The sequence below is a fragment of the Amycolatopsis sp. NPDC033938 genome (assembly GCF_055575975.1).
In genome coordinates, this window is the sequence record NZ_JBVIRO010000017.1 from 138,443 (window position 1) to 152,263 (window position 13,821).

General features: G+C 66.5%; 12 protein-coding genes. 7 read left to right on the forward strand and 5 right to left on the reverse strand.

The window, feature by feature from the left end; genetic code table 11:
• Positions 1-158 precede the first annotated feature (158 nt).
• From ACZ5ZX_RS32780 to ACZ5ZX_RS32805, 6 genes are all read left to right on the forward strand, one after another.
• Complete coding sequence (locus ACZ5ZX_RS32780) at positions 159-587, forward strand: PaaI family thioesterase (protein WP_465505854.1); 429 nt, start codon at positions 159-161, stop codon at positions 585-587.
• A 545-nt stretch (positions 588-1,132) separates the two neighbouring features.
• The gene (locus tag ACZ5ZX_RS32785; protein WP_465505855.1) at positions 1,133-2,287 is read left to right on the forward strand and encodes a branched-chain amino acid ABC transporter substrate-binding protein; all 1,155 of its coding nucleotides are present in this window, start codon (positions 1,133-1,135) and stop codon (positions 2,285-2,287) included.
• A 114-nt stretch (positions 2,288-2,401) separates the two neighbouring features.
• Positions 2,402-3,373: a branched-chain amino acid ABC transporter permease gene (locus tag ACZ5ZX_RS32790; RefSeq protein ID WP_465505856.1), complete on the forward strand. Its 972-nt coding sequence runs from the start codon at positions 2,402-2,404 to the stop codon at positions 3,371-3,373.
• Positions 3,370-4,500, forward strand: a complete 1,131-nt coding sequence (locus tag ACZ5ZX_RS32795) for a branched-chain amino acid ABC transporter permease (protein WP_465505857.1) — start codon at positions 3,370-3,372, stop codon at positions 4,498-4,500. Before ACZ5ZX_RS32790 ends, ACZ5ZX_RS32795 begins: the two co-directional genes overlap by 4 nt.
• Positions 4,497-5,270 (forward strand): ABC transporter ATP-binding protein, encoded by a 774-nt coding sequence (locus tag ACZ5ZX_RS32800; protein ID WP_465505858.1) that lies wholly within the window; start codon positions 4,497-4,499, stop codon positions 5,268-5,270. Before ACZ5ZX_RS32795 ends, ACZ5ZX_RS32800 begins: the two co-directional genes overlap by 4 nt.
• On the forward strand, positions 5,260-5,973 hold the full coding sequence (locus ACZ5ZX_RS32805; RefSeq protein ID WP_037313346.1) for an ABC transporter ATP-binding protein: 714 nt from the start codon (positions 5,260-5,262) through the stop codon (positions 5,971-5,973). Before ACZ5ZX_RS32800 ends, ACZ5ZX_RS32805 begins: the two co-directional genes overlap by 11 nt.
• A 43-nt stretch (positions 5,974-6,016) precedes the next feature.
• Here the strand turns inward: ACZ5ZX_RS32805 and ACZ5ZX_RS32810 are convergent, their stop codons facing one another.
• The 3 genes from ACZ5ZX_RS32810 to ACZ5ZX_RS32820 form a co-directional block, all read right to left on the reverse strand.
• Positions 6,017-6,553, reverse strand: coding sequence for a DUF4352 domain-containing protein (locus ACZ5ZX_RS32810; RefSeq protein ID WP_465505859.1), 537 nt, complete (start codon positions 6,551-6,553; stop codon positions 6,017-6,019).
• The gene (locus tag ACZ5ZX_RS32815) at positions 6,550-7,143 is read right to left on the reverse strand and encodes an ATP-binding protein (protein ID WP_465505860.1); all 594 of its coding nucleotides are present in this window, start codon (positions 7,141-7,143) and stop codon (positions 6,550-6,552) included. The genes ACZ5ZX_RS32810 and ACZ5ZX_RS32815 overlap by 4 nt, the downstream gene beginning before the upstream one ends.
• A 156-nt stretch (positions 7,144-7,299) precedes the next feature.
• A complete protein-coding gene (locus tag ACZ5ZX_RS32820; RefSeq protein WP_465505861.1) occupies positions 7,300-7,779 on the reverse strand; it encodes a MarR family winged helix-turn-helix transcriptional regulator in 480 nt (159 codons plus the stop codon).
• 84 nt (positions 7,780-7,863) lie between these two features.
• On the opposite strand from ACZ5ZX_RS32820, the gene ACZ5ZX_RS32825 reads away from it, so the two are divergent.
• Positions 7,864-8,505, forward strand: a complete 642-nt coding sequence (locus ACZ5ZX_RS32825; protein ID WP_465505862.1) for an FMN-dependent NADH-azoreductase — start codon at positions 7,864-7,866, stop codon at positions 8,503-8,505.
• A 600-nt stretch (positions 8,506-9,105) separates the two neighbouring features.
• Here ACZ5ZX_RS32825 and ACZ5ZX_RS32830 read toward each other — a convergent pair.
• The gene (locus tag ACZ5ZX_RS32830) at positions 9,106-12,240 is read right to left on the reverse strand and encodes a TIM-barrel domain-containing protein (protein WP_465505863.1); all 3,135 of its coding nucleotides are present in this window, start codon (positions 12,238-12,240) and stop codon (positions 9,106-9,108) included.
• A 693-nt stretch (positions 12,241-12,933) separates the two neighbouring features.
• Positions 12,934-13,719 carry a DeoR/GlpR family DNA-binding transcription regulator gene (locus ACZ5ZX_RS32835; RefSeq protein ID WP_465505864.1) on the reverse strand — a complete coding sequence of 262 codons (786 nt, stop codon included), beginning with the start codon at positions 13,717-13,719 and terminating at the stop codon, positions 12,934-12,936.
• Positions 13,720-13,821 lie beyond the last annotated feature (102 nt).

Consider the following 13,821-nt stretch of genomic DNA (forward strand, 5'->3'; position numbering starts at 1 on the left):
TCGGCGGAGCCGCCCGGCCCTCTCGACACAGGAACCCGCCAGGCCAGAGGCCCCGCGATCGGGGCGACAGGGCGTCCTCTGGGCAGGACGTGAGAAAAACTCGATAACGTGCGCCCCGGCGACGCGGTCGCGGGTTCACGAATGGTAAGGAGCTTTGCGTGACCGAACAAGCCCTCGAATCCTTCGCCGGGATCGACCCGGCCTACGCCGGCCAGCAGCTCAACGACAAGCTCGGGCTCGAGATCAGCGAACTCAGCCCCGAACGGGTCGTGGGCAGCATCCCGGTAGAGGGCAATCTCCAGCCGTACGGCCTCCTCCACGGCGGCGCGAACGCCGTCGTCGCCGAGGCGCTCGGATCGTTGGTCGCCGCGCTCAACGCCGGTACCGACAAGGCGACCATGGGCCTCGAACTCTCGTGCACCCACCATCGCGCGGTCCGCTCCGGCCGGGTGACCGGGGTCGCGACGCCGGTGCACGTCGGACGCGGGACGATCACCGCGGAGATCGTGCTGACCGATGACGAGGGACGTCGTTCGTGCACCGCGCGGCTGACCTGTGTCGTGCGCGAGCGGCCGCCGGGCGCCTGAGGACCGGGGCGGCCGGATCCTGTCCCGGACGCGGGCGGGCCAACGCCCTCGATCAGGTGGTCCGATCGAATGGCTTTCCTATTTGCAACGCCTATGCAAAGAATTCGGCGTCCACCTTCGGGAAAGCGCTTGCCGATGAAGGGCGGCGCTCATCGGACCTCCGCGACAACCACCGGTTGTCAAGCCGATAGGAGAAGGAGGGCACGGTTGACGCCCTTTAGGGCAACATCGCTACGGCGAACAGCCGCCCACGAAGGTGGTGAAGCCACCCAAGATACGCGGCCGAAACAAGATCATTACCCACAAGCATGATCGACGTGGTAACGGTGAATCCCCAGCGTGACCAGCAAAGGCTCGCCAACCGGCAACATTCGCCTTTTCGTGCAGTTCGTTCTGGTTTCGACCGTCACGATGTGGACACAGAGTGATGGGCGCCTGTGCAGATGACGGCGTATGGGGATATCTTCCTGCCCTAACCTAGCCCCTGTGTCGGGGGCAACGCCTACCGGCGGCTGGTTGGTCATGGGAGGTAGTCGGTGTCAGGAGTGCGTTTTGGACGGGTATTCGCCGTCGCGGCGGCTGCGTCGCTTGCGCTGGCAGGCTGCGCTGGTGGCAGCAGCTCGTCCGGCAGCGGTGACAGCAGCACGCTGAAGATCGGGTTCATGGGTGACCTCACCGGTGAGGGCTCCGGGATCGTGATCCCGCCCCGCAACGGCGCCAAGCTCGCTATCGACGAGTACAACAAGACGAATCCGGCTACCAAGCTGGAACTGAAGGAGTACGACAGCCAGGGCAAGCCCGAGCAGGCGACGTCGCTGATCGCGACCGCCGTCGGCCAGGACAAGATCACCGCGCTGATCGGCCCTGCCTTCTCCGGTGAGTCGAAGGCCATCGGCGGGCAGCTGGAGCAGAACAAGATCCCGAGCGTCTCGCCCTCGGCGACGGGCCCGGGCCTGGCGGCCAACGGCTGGAAGTACTGGCACCGTGTCGTCGCGAACGACAACGACCAGGGCCCGGCCATCGCCAACTTCCTGATCACGGCGAAGTCGCCGAAGAAGGCCTTCATCATTTCGGACGACCAGGAGTACAGCGTCGGCCTGGCGGACGCCTTCGAGAAGACGTTCAAGGAGAAGAACGTCGCGACCGAGCGCGACAAGTTCGCCAAGGACGCGTCGGACTACTCCTCGACCGTGCAGAAGGTCAAGGCCGCGAACCCGGACGTCATCGCCTTCGGTGGTTACTACGCCCAGGGCAGCCGTCTGCTCAAGCAGCTGCGTGACAGCCAGGTGACCGCCACCTTCGCCACCGGCGACGGTTCGCTCGACGCCCAGCTGATCAGCGGCGCAGGTGCCGCCGCCGCCGAGAAGGCCGTCATCGGCTGCCCCTGCAACATCAAGGACGCCGGCGCGGGCGACGAGTTCGTCACCAAGTACAAGGCCGCGTACAACGTCGACCCGGCGATCTACTCGACCGAGGGCTACGACGCCGCGACCGCCATCATCAACGCGGTCAAGGCGGGCAACACCACCTCGGAGAAGATCAACGAGTTCCTCAAGACGATCGACTTCAAGGGTGCCTCGAAGCAGATCAAGTTCAAGGAGAACGGCGAGCCGTCGACGAACGCGATCTACGTCTACCAGGTCACCGGTGGCGTCATCAAGAACCTCGGCGCCTCGACCGAAGCCAAGCTCAACGGCTGACGGAGCAGGTAGGAACACCTAACGGAAGCGGGGGCGCTGTGCGTACACAGCACCCCCGCTTCCCGCAAATGTGGCGAAAGAAATCCCCGCCCCGTCAGGTAAGGCATCCACGTCATGCTCCAAGATCTGCAAGCCCAGTTCCTCGGTAGCACCATCGGCGGACTGGTCGCCGGAAGCATCTACGCCCTCATCGCCCTCGGCTACACAATGGTCTACGGCGTGCTCCGGCTCATCAACTTCGCACATTCCGAGATTTTCATGATCGGGACGATCACGTCCCTGTTCGTCCTGATCAGCCTCGCGGGCGGCACCGCCCCGATCACGCTCGGCGTGTTCGGGATGATCGCCGTACTGCTGCTGATCGTCATCGCCTCCGCCGCCGTGTCCGGTGGAGCGGCGGTGTTGCTGGAACAGGTGGCGTACCGGCCACTCCGGAAGAAGGGCGCGACCCGGCTCGCGGCTCTCATCTCCGCCATCGGCGCTTCGCTGTTCCTCCAGGAGGCGTTCGGTCTCCACATCATCGAATGGATCACCGGCAAATCCGGCCGTGTGCAACAGAACGCGCCACGGTTCATCCCGCACGAACCGCTGTTCCACATCGGTAACGGTGTGGTGCGCACAGATCACGTGTTCGTCGTCGTCGGTGCCGTGATCATGATGATCGTCCTCGACCAGCTGGTCAGCCGCACCCGCATCGGCCGCGGTATCCGTGCCACCGCACAGGATCCCGAGGCCGCCGTGCTGATGGGCGTCAGCATCGACAAGATCGTGCGCCTCACGTTCCTGCTCGGTGGCGCGATGGCCGGTGTCGCAGCGGCGCTGTACGTCATGGAGTACGAGAACACCGAGTACCGGATCGGTTTCCTCCTTGGCATCAAGGCGTTCACCGCGGCCGTGCTGGGAGGTATCGGCAACCTGCGCGGCGCGTTGCTCGGCGGCATCGTGCTCGGCCTGGTGGAGAACTGGAGTTCCATCTTCTTCGGTTCGGCTTGGAAGGACGTCACCGCCTTCGTGGTGCTGGTGCTGGTCCTGATGTTCCGACCCACCGGCATCCTCGGTGAATCGCTACAGCGGGCACGCGCATGAAGGGCGACGAAGCAGTGTCTACAGAAAACGGAAAGCCCGCGGGCGGCGGGTTTCACCCCGTCGACGGCATGCGGGATTGGTGGGCCCGCGCGCCGCATTGGCAGCGTTATGGCGTTTACCTCGCCCTGATCATCGGCGCGCTGATCCTGCCCGCACCGGCGATCGGCTCCTTCATGTCGCCGGACTCGGACTGGACGACGGTCCTGATCTTCCCGGTCGGGATCTACATCCTGCTGGCGATCGGGCTGAACATCGTGGTCGGCCACGCCGGCATGCTGGACCTCGGGTTCGTCGCGTTCTTCGCGATCGGCGCCTACACGCTCGCCGTGATGGGCACGAAATACGGCTGGAGTTTCTGGGGATGCCTCGTACTCGGCATCTTCCTGGCGGCGATGTCGGGGGTGATCCTCGGTGCGCCGACACTCCGGCTCCGCGGCGACTACCTGGCGATCGTGACACTCGGCTTCGGTGAGATCGTCCGGATCACGGCGGTCAACACCGACAGCATCGGTGGCTCCCGCGGTATCACCAACGTCCCGCATCCGGAGCCGATCTTCGGTACCGAGTTCCTGCTCGACCCGGCGCCGTACTACTACCTGGTCCTGGCGGCGATCGTGGTCGCGATCGTCTTCTCGGTGCGGCTGCACCGAAGCCGGGTCGGGCGGGCGTGGGCGGCCATCCGCGAGGACGAGGACGCCGCCGAACTGATGGGCGTCCCGACGTTCAAGTTCAAGCTGCTGGCGTTCGCCATCGGCGCCATGCTCGGCGGGATGGCCGGTGCGGTCTACGCCAGCAAGGCCGTCTTCATCGAGCCGAACAACTTCCCGTTCATCCTGTCGGCGACCATCCTCGCGGCGGTCGTGCTCGGTGGCGCGGGGAACCTGCCCGGCGTGATCCTCGGCGCCTTCCTGGTCGCCTGGCTCCCGGAGCGGTTCCGGTTCCTGTCCGAGTACCGCATCCTGATCTTCGGCGCCGTGCTGGTGCTGATGATGGCGATGCGGCCGGAGGGGCTGCTGCCGTCGCGGCAGCGCAAGGCGGAACTACATGAAGGAACGGGCGGGATGGGTGCCATGGGCGCCGAAGTCGCGGGTCCGGATTCCGAGGCTTCGGCGGAGGTGACCAAATGAGCGCACTGCTCGAATTCGACGACGTGACGATGCGCTTCGGCGGTGTCACGGCCCTGAAGGAAGTCAACCTCACCATCAACCAGGGTGAGATCTTCGCGCTGATCGGCCCGAACGGTGCGGGCAAGACCACGGTCTTCAACGTGGTCACCGGTGTCTACCAGCCGAGCGAGGGCCAGGTGCGCTTCAACGGCGGCCAGGTCAGCGGTATGAAGCGGTTCAAGATCAACCAGGCCGGGATCGCCCGTACGTTCCAGAACATCAGGCTGTTCCACAACATGTCGGCGCTCGAGAACGTGATGGTCGGTGCCGACTCGCACCACAAGACCGGCGCGATCTCGGCGACGCTGGGCCTGCCCGTGCACCGCAGGGAAGAGAAGCGGGGCCGCGAGCTGGCGCGTGATCTGCTGGACTTCGTCGGCATCGGCCGCGTGGAGCACCACACCGCGAAGAACCTCTCCTACGGCGACCAGCGCCGTCTGGAGATCGCGCGTGCGCTCGCGACCGATCCGAAGCTGCTGCTGCTCGACGAGCCCGCCGCCGGCATGAACCCGGCGGAGAAGAACTCGTTGCAGCAGCTGATCCGCAAGATCCGTGACGACGGCCGGACCGTGCTGCTCATCGAGCACGACATGGGCTTGGTCATGCAGATCGCCGACCGGCTGGCCGTGCTCGACTTCGGCCAGAAGATCGCAGAAGGGCTCCCCCACGAGGTGCAGAACAACCAAAAGGTGATCGAGGCTTACCTGGGGGTGGCGGAAGATGCTTCTTGAGGTTCAGGACATCAACGTCCACTACGGGAAGATCGCCGCGCTCAAGGGAATGACCATCGAGGTCGACGAGGGCGAGATCGTTTCGCTCATCGGGGCCAACGGTGCCGGCAAGACCACGACGTTGAAGACGATCTCGGGCCTGCGTCCGCTGACCAGCGGCCGGATCCTCTTCGACGGCAAGGACATCTCGAAGACGCCCGGCCACAAACGGGTCGAGCTCGGGATCGGCCAGTCACCGGAAGGCCGGGGTGTGTTCCCCGGTATGACGGTGCAGGAGAACCTCCTGATGGGTGCCTACACCCGCAAGGACGACCTGAAGGCCGACCTCGACGAGGTCTACGAGCTGTTCCCGCGGCTGAACGAACGCAAAACCCAGTTCGGCGGCACGATGTCCGGTGGCGAACAGCAGATGATCGCCATCGGCCGCGCGCTGATGACCAAACCCAAGGTGCTGCTGCTCGACGAGCCGTCCATGGGGCTGGCGCCGATGCTGATCGCGCAGATCTTCGACATCATCCGCGAGATCAACAAGCGAGGGACCACGGTCCTGCTGGTGGAGCAGAACGCGCAGCAGGCGCTGAAGCTCTCCGACCGCGCGTACGTGCTGGAGACCGGTCAAGTGGTCAAGAGCGCCCGCGGTGCCGAGCTGCTGGACGACCCGCAGGTGCGGGCCGCCTATCTCGGTGGTGACCTCGGCGTCTGACGCCGTTGAAAGGGCCCCGTCGCTTCTCGCGGCGGGGCCCTTCTCATGTCAGCTTGATGTCGGTGCCGGTGAGGTTCTTCATGTCGGTGAGCGTCGGGCCACCGAAAGCCCGCAGTGACACGGGTTTCGCCTCTTTCGGGAGGTCGAAGTAGAGATCGAACTCGACCCGGACACCGCGCCCGAGTTCGAACTTGTCTGGCTGCCGCTTGATCGTCATGGCCTGGTTGTCGACCGCGATCACCGCACCGGAATCGGTGATCAGTTGCTGGCGCCGCGTGTCGAAGAGAATGCCGGACAGCCCCTTTCCGGTCACCACCAGGCGGAGCCGGACGAACTGCCCCTTGGCCTCGAACTCGGCGTGGCTGCCGGTGAGGCCGGGGAGCCCGGCGGCCAGTCCGATCACCGAGAACTCGGTCTCGCCGTTCATCACCGGCGCCAGGTGCAGTGCGGTCTCGTCCGGGCGGACCTCCCGGGCGGGCAGGTCGTAGACCGCTTTCGGTGGCGCCTGCGGAGGTTCGCCGCCGGAGCACCCGGCGAGCAGGACGAGGGCCGCCGCGGCCAGAGTCAGGCACCTTCTCATCCGACGACCTCCACACTCAGATACCGCCACACGCCGAGCTCCGGCAGCCGTACCGGGCCTGCTTCCTGTCCGGGCAGGAAACGCACCGTCGTGCCGGTCGTGCCGTCGTCCGCGATCGGCGTGAGATCGGTGACCGGGACGCCACGTTCGTAACGCTGGGTCCAAGAGCCATCGAGGCGCCGGTTGGTGTGCACCAGCCAGTCGCTCAGCGCCGCCACGACCGACAGGCCACGACGCGGATGGCCGTCCGGGAGCCGTTGCGCGCCAGGGAAATCGAAGAAGCGCAGATCCTTGGTCGACATGACCGGCTTCTTCACGAAACCGCCTTTCCCGTCTGCGCGGGTGGCGGTGCCCCGCCCGTCGTCCGCCACGGAGACCGACCCGTCGGGATGGACCGTGACGACGGCATGTCCACCGCCGGTGCTTTCGGCCTCCTCCGCCGCGTAGGCGAGCACTTCGAGGACGAGGTGCACGACCCCGCCTGGCGCGAACTCCCCCGGGTTCCGGCGGATCAGCGCCAAATGCTCGGCGTCGACCGAACCGGTCCAGTCGTGCGTGGTGTTGCGCCATCGGGCGTCTGCGTCACTCACCCTGACATTCTCCTACGGCCGCCGTTCGATTGTGGAGTTATCGAGGGAAATCGCAGGCGGCTCTTGGGGGTGAGGGCAACGTGGCGACATGAGCGGCGGACGTCGGCTTCGGGGGAACGCGAGCTGTGTCCTGTATGGACAGTCAGAAGCCGGGGCCTAGCAGTGGTCTTCGTGGGCGGCCCCGGCGCAGGCGGCGGGCTCGGCGTGTCCCGCCGCCTGGTACAGCAGGGTGTAGAGCGTTTCGCGCTGATCGTCGTCGAGCGCGCCGAGTACCTCGTCTTCGACCGCGGCGAGCGCGAACTCGGCTTTGACGAGTTGCTTGGTGCCGACGTCGGTGAGTTCGACGATATGCCGGCGCCGGTCCACCGGCGAGCGCCGGCGCTCGATGAGGTTCGCGGCCTCGAGGTCGTTCAACAGCCCGACGACGTTCGTGCCGTCCATCTCCAGCGTCTTCGCGAGGTCCTGCTGGGAACAGCCGCCGAGGTCACGCAGCACGGTCAACGCGACGAGATGCCGCGGCCGCAGGCCCAGCGGGGTCAGGACGGACTCGCTGCGCAGCCGGATCCGGCGGGTGACGTGGTCGAGCAGCGCGCCGCAGCGGTGCGGGGGCTGGTTCACGACCGGGAGTTCGGACACCGGTCAAGTGTACGTGCCCTCCATGATGACCGCCGTGACATCAATGGTTTGCGTTACACAAACTATCTGTGCAAGATAGTAGATATGACGAACCTGCTGCACATCGACTCGAGCATCACCGGCGAGCACTCGATCAGCCGCCGCCTCACCGCACGGGCGGCCGCCGCCTGGCGCGCCGCGCATCCGGAGGGCACCGTCACCTACCGCGACCTGGGTGCCGAACCCCTGCCGCACCTGGGCACGGCGGCCCACATCGCCAGGACGGTGCCACCGGAGCAGCACACCCCGGACCAGGCCGTGGCCTGGCGGCTCATCACCGAACTGGTCGGCGAGGTCAGGGCGGCCGACACGATCCTGCTGGGCCTGCCGCTGTACAACTTCGGCCCGCCGAGCACGGTCAAGGCCTGGGTCGACCATCTGATCGTGCCCGGACTGACAGTCGACGCCGAGACCAGGGAAGGCCTGCTCGGCGGCCGCGACTTCATCGTCGTGACCTCGCGTGGCGGTGGTTACGGCGAGGGCACCCCGCGCGCGGGCTGGGACCACGCTCAATCGTGGATCCCCCACGGCGTCTCGCTGACCGGCCTCGAACCGCGGTTCGTCACCGCCGAGCTGACCATGGCGAAGACCAACCCGGCGATGGCGGACCTCATCCCGCTGGCCGAAGCCAGCCTGGCCGAAGCCGAACGCGCCATCGACGCGTTGTGGACGCCAGTGGCGGTCTGAAGCGGTCCGGTCTCGTGAGGACGGTTCTCTTGAGAGGTAAAGGTGTCGTGATCGGCTCGTTGCCGTGAAGGCCTCCTTCCCTACCCTGAAGGTAGTGAAGGAGGCCTTCACGGACCGCCCCGGCCACCCACACAAGCTCCACACCAGTAGGTAAGCAAATGCGAGCCCTCAAAGAGGCATTCGCTACTTGGCTGCAGTCAGGTACTCCCCGGCGAGACGCGGCGCGCCCTTGACTATCCACAAGGGACACTGTCACACAACTCCGTGTCCGATCGGGGCCTGTATGTACGGTTTTGAGTCGGGTCGTGAGTGCTGATTAGGGTTAGAACACCACTTGACACTCACGACCCCCTCGCGAAACCACACATACCGCTCAAGGCGGACGCCTTACTGACAAAAAGTGTCCTTTGTGGACACCCTGGCCTCGCCCCCGCTTCCGTCAGTCAGTCCGGACCCGCACCGGGACACGCGGGCAGAGCCCTACCCCGAGTACATGACGTTGATCTGGGCGGAGGAGCTCAGCGAGCGGAGCACGAATCCGTGAAGGCCTCCTTGAGGGACTCTGAGTCCCTCAAGGAGGCCTTCACGGACAGCGGTTACCTAGGCGATGCCCGCCGCGAACACGTGCATGGCGGTGTTCGAGGGCAGTGTCACCGCGACGACCTCCTTCCCCGCGGTCAGCGGGACGGAGTTCGCGAACACCCGGTACGGCACGGTCGGATACGCGGCCCCGGCGCGGGTGTTCTTGCCCATCACGGTCGCCACCGTGGTCGCGCCGTACTGGGCGGGATCCGCGCAGCACCAGTTGGGGAAGCCGAGTTCCGCCTGGCTCGTGCTGCCGTCGGCGTAGCGGACGACGACGGTGCCCTTCGCCGTGCCGGTGCCGGTTCCCGCCAGCACCAGCTTGGCGCCCGTCCCACGCACGGCGATCGTCTGGCCGGACGCGAGGACGTTGTCCTTTTGCCCGGTACCGGTTTGCGGCCAGGTCAGCTGAGCACCGAGAGCGGAAAAGCCCGCGCCGGGTTTGAGACCGGCCTCGGCGAGCCCTTCCGCCCGGAAGCTGCTGCCGCCACCGTCGAGGTCACCCGCCGCGACGTGGGCCGCGTCGGTGACCCCGACATTGCCGTAGGCAGCCGCCAGCGAACCGTGCGGGACGGTGACCGTCACCGAGTCGGTGACCCGGTTCTCCCCCAGCCGCGCCTGGTACGACGCGGACGCGGTGAGCTGGTAGTCGTCCGGCTTGATGCCCGCGTCCGGCGTGACCTTCACCGGGACCCGTACGGTCGCGCCGGGCATCACCAGCCGTGGACCGGCGGGCACCTCGACACGGAAGCCGTTGGCGGGAACGGAGAACGCGACGTCCCGCACCGGCAGTGGCGTGCCGTTGGTGAAGCTCAGTGTGCCCGTCGCGGTCTGTCCGGGACCGGCGACCGCCGGCACGGAAAGGGTGACCGAACCGTTGCGGTCCTCGGGGAAGATCCCGCCGACCGCGCTGGTGCCGAACAGCCGGACGTCCTGCCGGGCACCGGCACCGAGCACGCCGGTCTTGACCCGCACGACCCCGCCCGTGGCCGGGTCGAACCACCAGCCCGACGGCGCGGCGTCCAGTTCGGCCTTGCTGCCGAACTGCCGAAGTGCCGACATCCCGACCATTACGCTGCCGGGCTTGCTTCCCGTGTGGACGGTCAGCTGGTAGTTCCGCGCGGCGGGTTTTCCGGCATAGGAGCCCGTACTGGCGCCGATTCCCACGGTCACCGTGCCGAGACCGGAAGCCGGCGCGTCCACGGTGAACGTCTGCTTCGCCTGGTCGCCCTTCTTGTACGCCCTGGTCACGCCGTCGTCCTCGGTGAGCGTGAACGAACCCTTGCCTTGCGGGTAGACGTCGAGGTCGAGCACACCCTTGTCCCGGGTCTGCCACGACTTCGTGCCCTCAGCCCACATCGGGACCACGGCACCCGCGCGGACGAACAGCGGGAGCGTGTCGAGTGGCGCGTCGTAACCGTCCACAGTGGTCGGTCCGGTGTAGGTCTTGCCGCTCCAGTAGTCGACCCAGGTCCCCTTCGGCAGGTAAATGCCGTTGCGGACGGTGGAGTTCTCGTAGACCGGAGCGACCAGGAAGTCCTTGCCGGACAAGAACTCGTACTTCGCCTTCGCGCCCCAGACATTCGGGTCGTCGGGGTATTCCAGTGCCAGCGGCCGGACCTGTCCGACGCCGGTCTGGTGCGCTTCCACGGAATGGCTGTAGGTGTAGGGCAGCAGCCGTTCCTTGAGCAGCAGGTACTTGCGGTTGATCGAGGTGTACGGCTCGCCGTAGCGCCACGGCTGCTTGTCCGACGCGGCCCAGCCGTCCATGGTCATCGAGACCGGCAGGAACGACTTCCACTGCAGGTCACGGACGTAGGTCTGCGGGCTGCCGCCGAAGATGCCGTCGATGTCGCCGGTGTTGTACGCGATCCCCGACGTCGTGGCACCGGCGTAGGTCGGGATCTGCCACTTGATGTAGTCGTAGGAACCGGCTTGGTCGCCGCTCCACAGCACGCCGCAGCGCTGCGCGCCCGCCCAGCTGACCGGCGTCCAGACGAAGCCGCGCGCGTCGCTGTTGTCCTCGATGCCCTTGTGCGCGGTGTCGCAGGCGTCCAGCGCGAACTGGTAGCCCGGACCGACCCACGCGACGTCGAGTTTGCGGACCCGGACCCCGGCCTTGACCTCTTCGACCTGGTTCGGCACGCCGTTCTCGGTCCACAGGCCGAGTTGCATGTTGTTCTTGCGCAGGCCTTCGCCTGTCTGCTGGAGGTTTTCGTACCCACAGCCGTAACCGTCGTTGACCAGCATCCAGCCGTTCGGCATCCCGTGCTGGGTGTACCCCTCGGCGATCTTCACCGCGTCCAGCGTGTGCCGCTCACCGCGGTTGGCGTTGTGCAGGTAGCAGTCGGCGTCACCGTGCTCAAGCCCGTAAAGCGGTGGCAGGAAAGGCTTCCCGACCAGATCGGTGTAACCGGTGATGACGTCCTTGAGGCCTTCGCCGACCACGTAGGTCGCGTCGAAGCGGCGCTCGTCGTGGGTGGTGCGCACCGGCTCGGTGAAGGCGTAGGTGCCTTGCGCGAAGGTGTTGCGCAGCACGCCGTATCCCGCCGTGGAGGCGTAGAACGGCTGCGAATTCGGTGCGCCGCCGTCGTTCCAGTTGTAGTCGGCGAAGATCCGGATCGTCTGGTCGCGGTGGCTGAACCGGCCGTTCTGCTCACCACCGCCGACGAACTGCTCGGTGGCCGTCCGTGCCAGGGTCTGCGTGGTCTGCTTGTCGGTCCAGGACAGCGGCGCCGACTCCTCCCAGAGCCGCTTGCGGTCCGCGCCGTCGTACAGCGCCAGCCGCATCGGGTGCTTGTACGCCCGCAGCGTCGCCTTGGCGGTGGAAACCGCCCAGTAGTCCCCCTTGTCGGTCTTCTTCGGGGTGACCGGGTCGCCCGTGCGCGGCAGCACGATCTTGCTTCCGGCCGGATCGGTGAACGTGCCGTCCGGGGCCAGCCAGACCCGGACGGCGCCTTCGGCCGGGAAGCTGACGCGCACCGCGGCGCTTCCCGAGTTCAGGGTGACCGTGGCGCCGTCGCCGGAGATTCCGGTCAGATCGCCCAGCTTGCCTGCCGCCGCCGCGGCCGGGTCGGCGTGGGCGGCGACCGGGGAAAGCCCGAGTAAGGCCACTGCGGCCAAACAACTCAGGGATTGCGCAACTCTGCTCATTCCAGACACCTTTCGCGCATGAATACGCAAGATGGTCTCTGTATAGCGCACGGATCGCGCAAAGTCATCCGCCGAAGCGGTGCTGCCGACTTTCGTCGGGTCGCCCGAAGATCCTTATGTGGCAAGGGGTGCTCGAAAGCCGTGAAGGCCTCCTTCCCTACCCTCAAGGTCAGGGTTCCGGCAGAGTTGCATAAGTGCTGGTTGGCTGCACTTCTAGAGCGGGACAAGACGAACGCGCGGCGGGAGCGGGCCCACGCAAGGGGCCTCAGCCGGGTCCGGACTGTCCATAAGGGGCACTCTTCGAGACACAAATGCCCCGATTTGGGCATCTTGCGCGGTTTTGCGAGGGGCCGAGTGGGTGGTTTCGCGTGGCTGGATGGATGGCGCGTGTGATCAGACGGAGGACACCTGTGCCTGGATGGATGACACGCGGGAGCGGCAGGTTTCGACACGTGTGTTCTCCGTTCACTCACGCGTGCTCTCCGTCGGATCACGCGTGTCGCCCGATGGTAGGTACCTAAGACACACGTGGCCCTCACCCGAATCGCCACTCACGCCATTCCTCCGAAACCGCACCTGTAGCCCCGCGGCATCCAGAATCAGGCCTGCCCTACCTCGGCTCGCCCTTGATCAACCTCGACTTTGCCGGGACCCTGACCCTCAAAGTAGGCAAGGAGGCCTTCACGGACTTGGTCAGACGGCTTGGACCTCGACCCCGGCGGCCTCGAACGCCCGCAGCACCTTCGGGTCGGCGTTGACATCGGTGACGAGGGCGTGTACCTGCGGTGTCGCGCAGATCCGGGCGAACGCGCGGCGCCCCAGCTTCGAACCGTCGGCGACCGCGACGACGCGTTCCGCCCGTTCGACCATCAGCCGGTTGATACTCGCTTCGCCTTCGTGGTGGGCGAAAGCGCCGGCCTCGGCGTCGAACGCGTCCACCCCGAGGAACAGCAGGTCGATCGTCAGTTCACTGAGCACGCGCGTGGCCAGCGGGCCACTCAGTTCGAACGACTGCGGGCGCGCGACCCCACCGGTGACCACGATCTTCACATGCGGCCGCACGGCCAGTTCGTGCGCGATGTTCAGCGCGTTGGTGACCACCGTCAGTCCCGGCGAATCACGCAGGCTCGCGAGATCCGAGCGCGTGGCCAGCGACCGCGCGACCCCGGCGGTGGTGGTCCCGCCGTTGAGGCCGACCACCATGCCCTGCGCCACGAGCGCCGCCGCGGCCACACTGATCCGCTGCTTCTCGGGCACATGCCGTGCGGTCTTGTACCGCAACGGCAGGTCGTAGGCGAGATCGTTGGCCACCGCGCCACCCCTGGTGCGGGTGAGCAGCTGTTGTTCCGCGAGGTGGTCGAGGTCACGCCGGATCGTGGCCGCGGAGACGTTCAGCTCCTCGGCCACCTCCTCGACGTCGATTTTTTCCCGCTGCCCCAGCAGGTCCAGCAGGGTGCTCAGCCGTTCGTGCCGGGCCATTCGCGCCACTCCTAGCTCGCTGCGGCCTATCGCGCATGAGGTTGCGCTGTTGGCCACTGTTTCGAGCAGTATGCTGCATCGCGGTTGTCCACCGCGAGCGGC

What these genes read in the sequence shown, in the direction of transcription:
- ACZ5ZX_RS32825 (WP_465505862.1), top strand. Translation starts at nt 7,864, where the DNA reads ATGACGAACCTGCTGCACATCGACTCGAGCATCACCGGCGAGCACTCG.
- ACZ5ZX_RS32790 (WP_465505856.1), top strand. Translation starts at nt 2,402, where the DNA reads ATGCTCCAAGATCTGCAAGCCCAGTTCCTCGGTAGCACCATCGGCGGA.
- ACZ5ZX_RS32810 (WP_465505859.1), bottom strand. Translation starts at nt 6,553, where the DNA reads ATGAGAAGGTGCCTGACTCTGGCCGCGGCGGCCCTCGTCCTGCTCGCC.
- ACZ5ZX_RS32835 (WP_465505864.1), bottom strand. Translation starts at nt 13,719, where the DNA reads ATGGCCCGGCACGAACGGCTGAGCACCCTGCTGGACCTGCTGGGGCAG.
- ACZ5ZX_RS32795 (WP_465505857.1), top strand. Translation starts at nt 3,370, where the DNA reads ATGAAGGGCGACGAAGCAGTGTCTACAGAAAACGGAAAGCCCGCGGGC.
- ACZ5ZX_RS32805 (WP_037313346.1), top strand. Translation starts at nt 5,260, where the DNA reads ATGCTTCTTGAGGTTCAGGACATCAACGTCCACTACGGGAAGATCGCC.
- ACZ5ZX_RS32830 (WP_465505863.1), bottom strand. Translation starts at nt 12,240, where the DNA reads ATGAGCAGAGTTGCGCAATCCCTGAGTTGTTTGGCCGCAGTGGCCTTA.
- ACZ5ZX_RS32800 (WP_465505858.1), top strand. Translation starts at nt 4,497, where the DNA reads ATGAGCGCACTGCTCGAATTCGACGACGTGACGATGCGCTTCGGCGGT.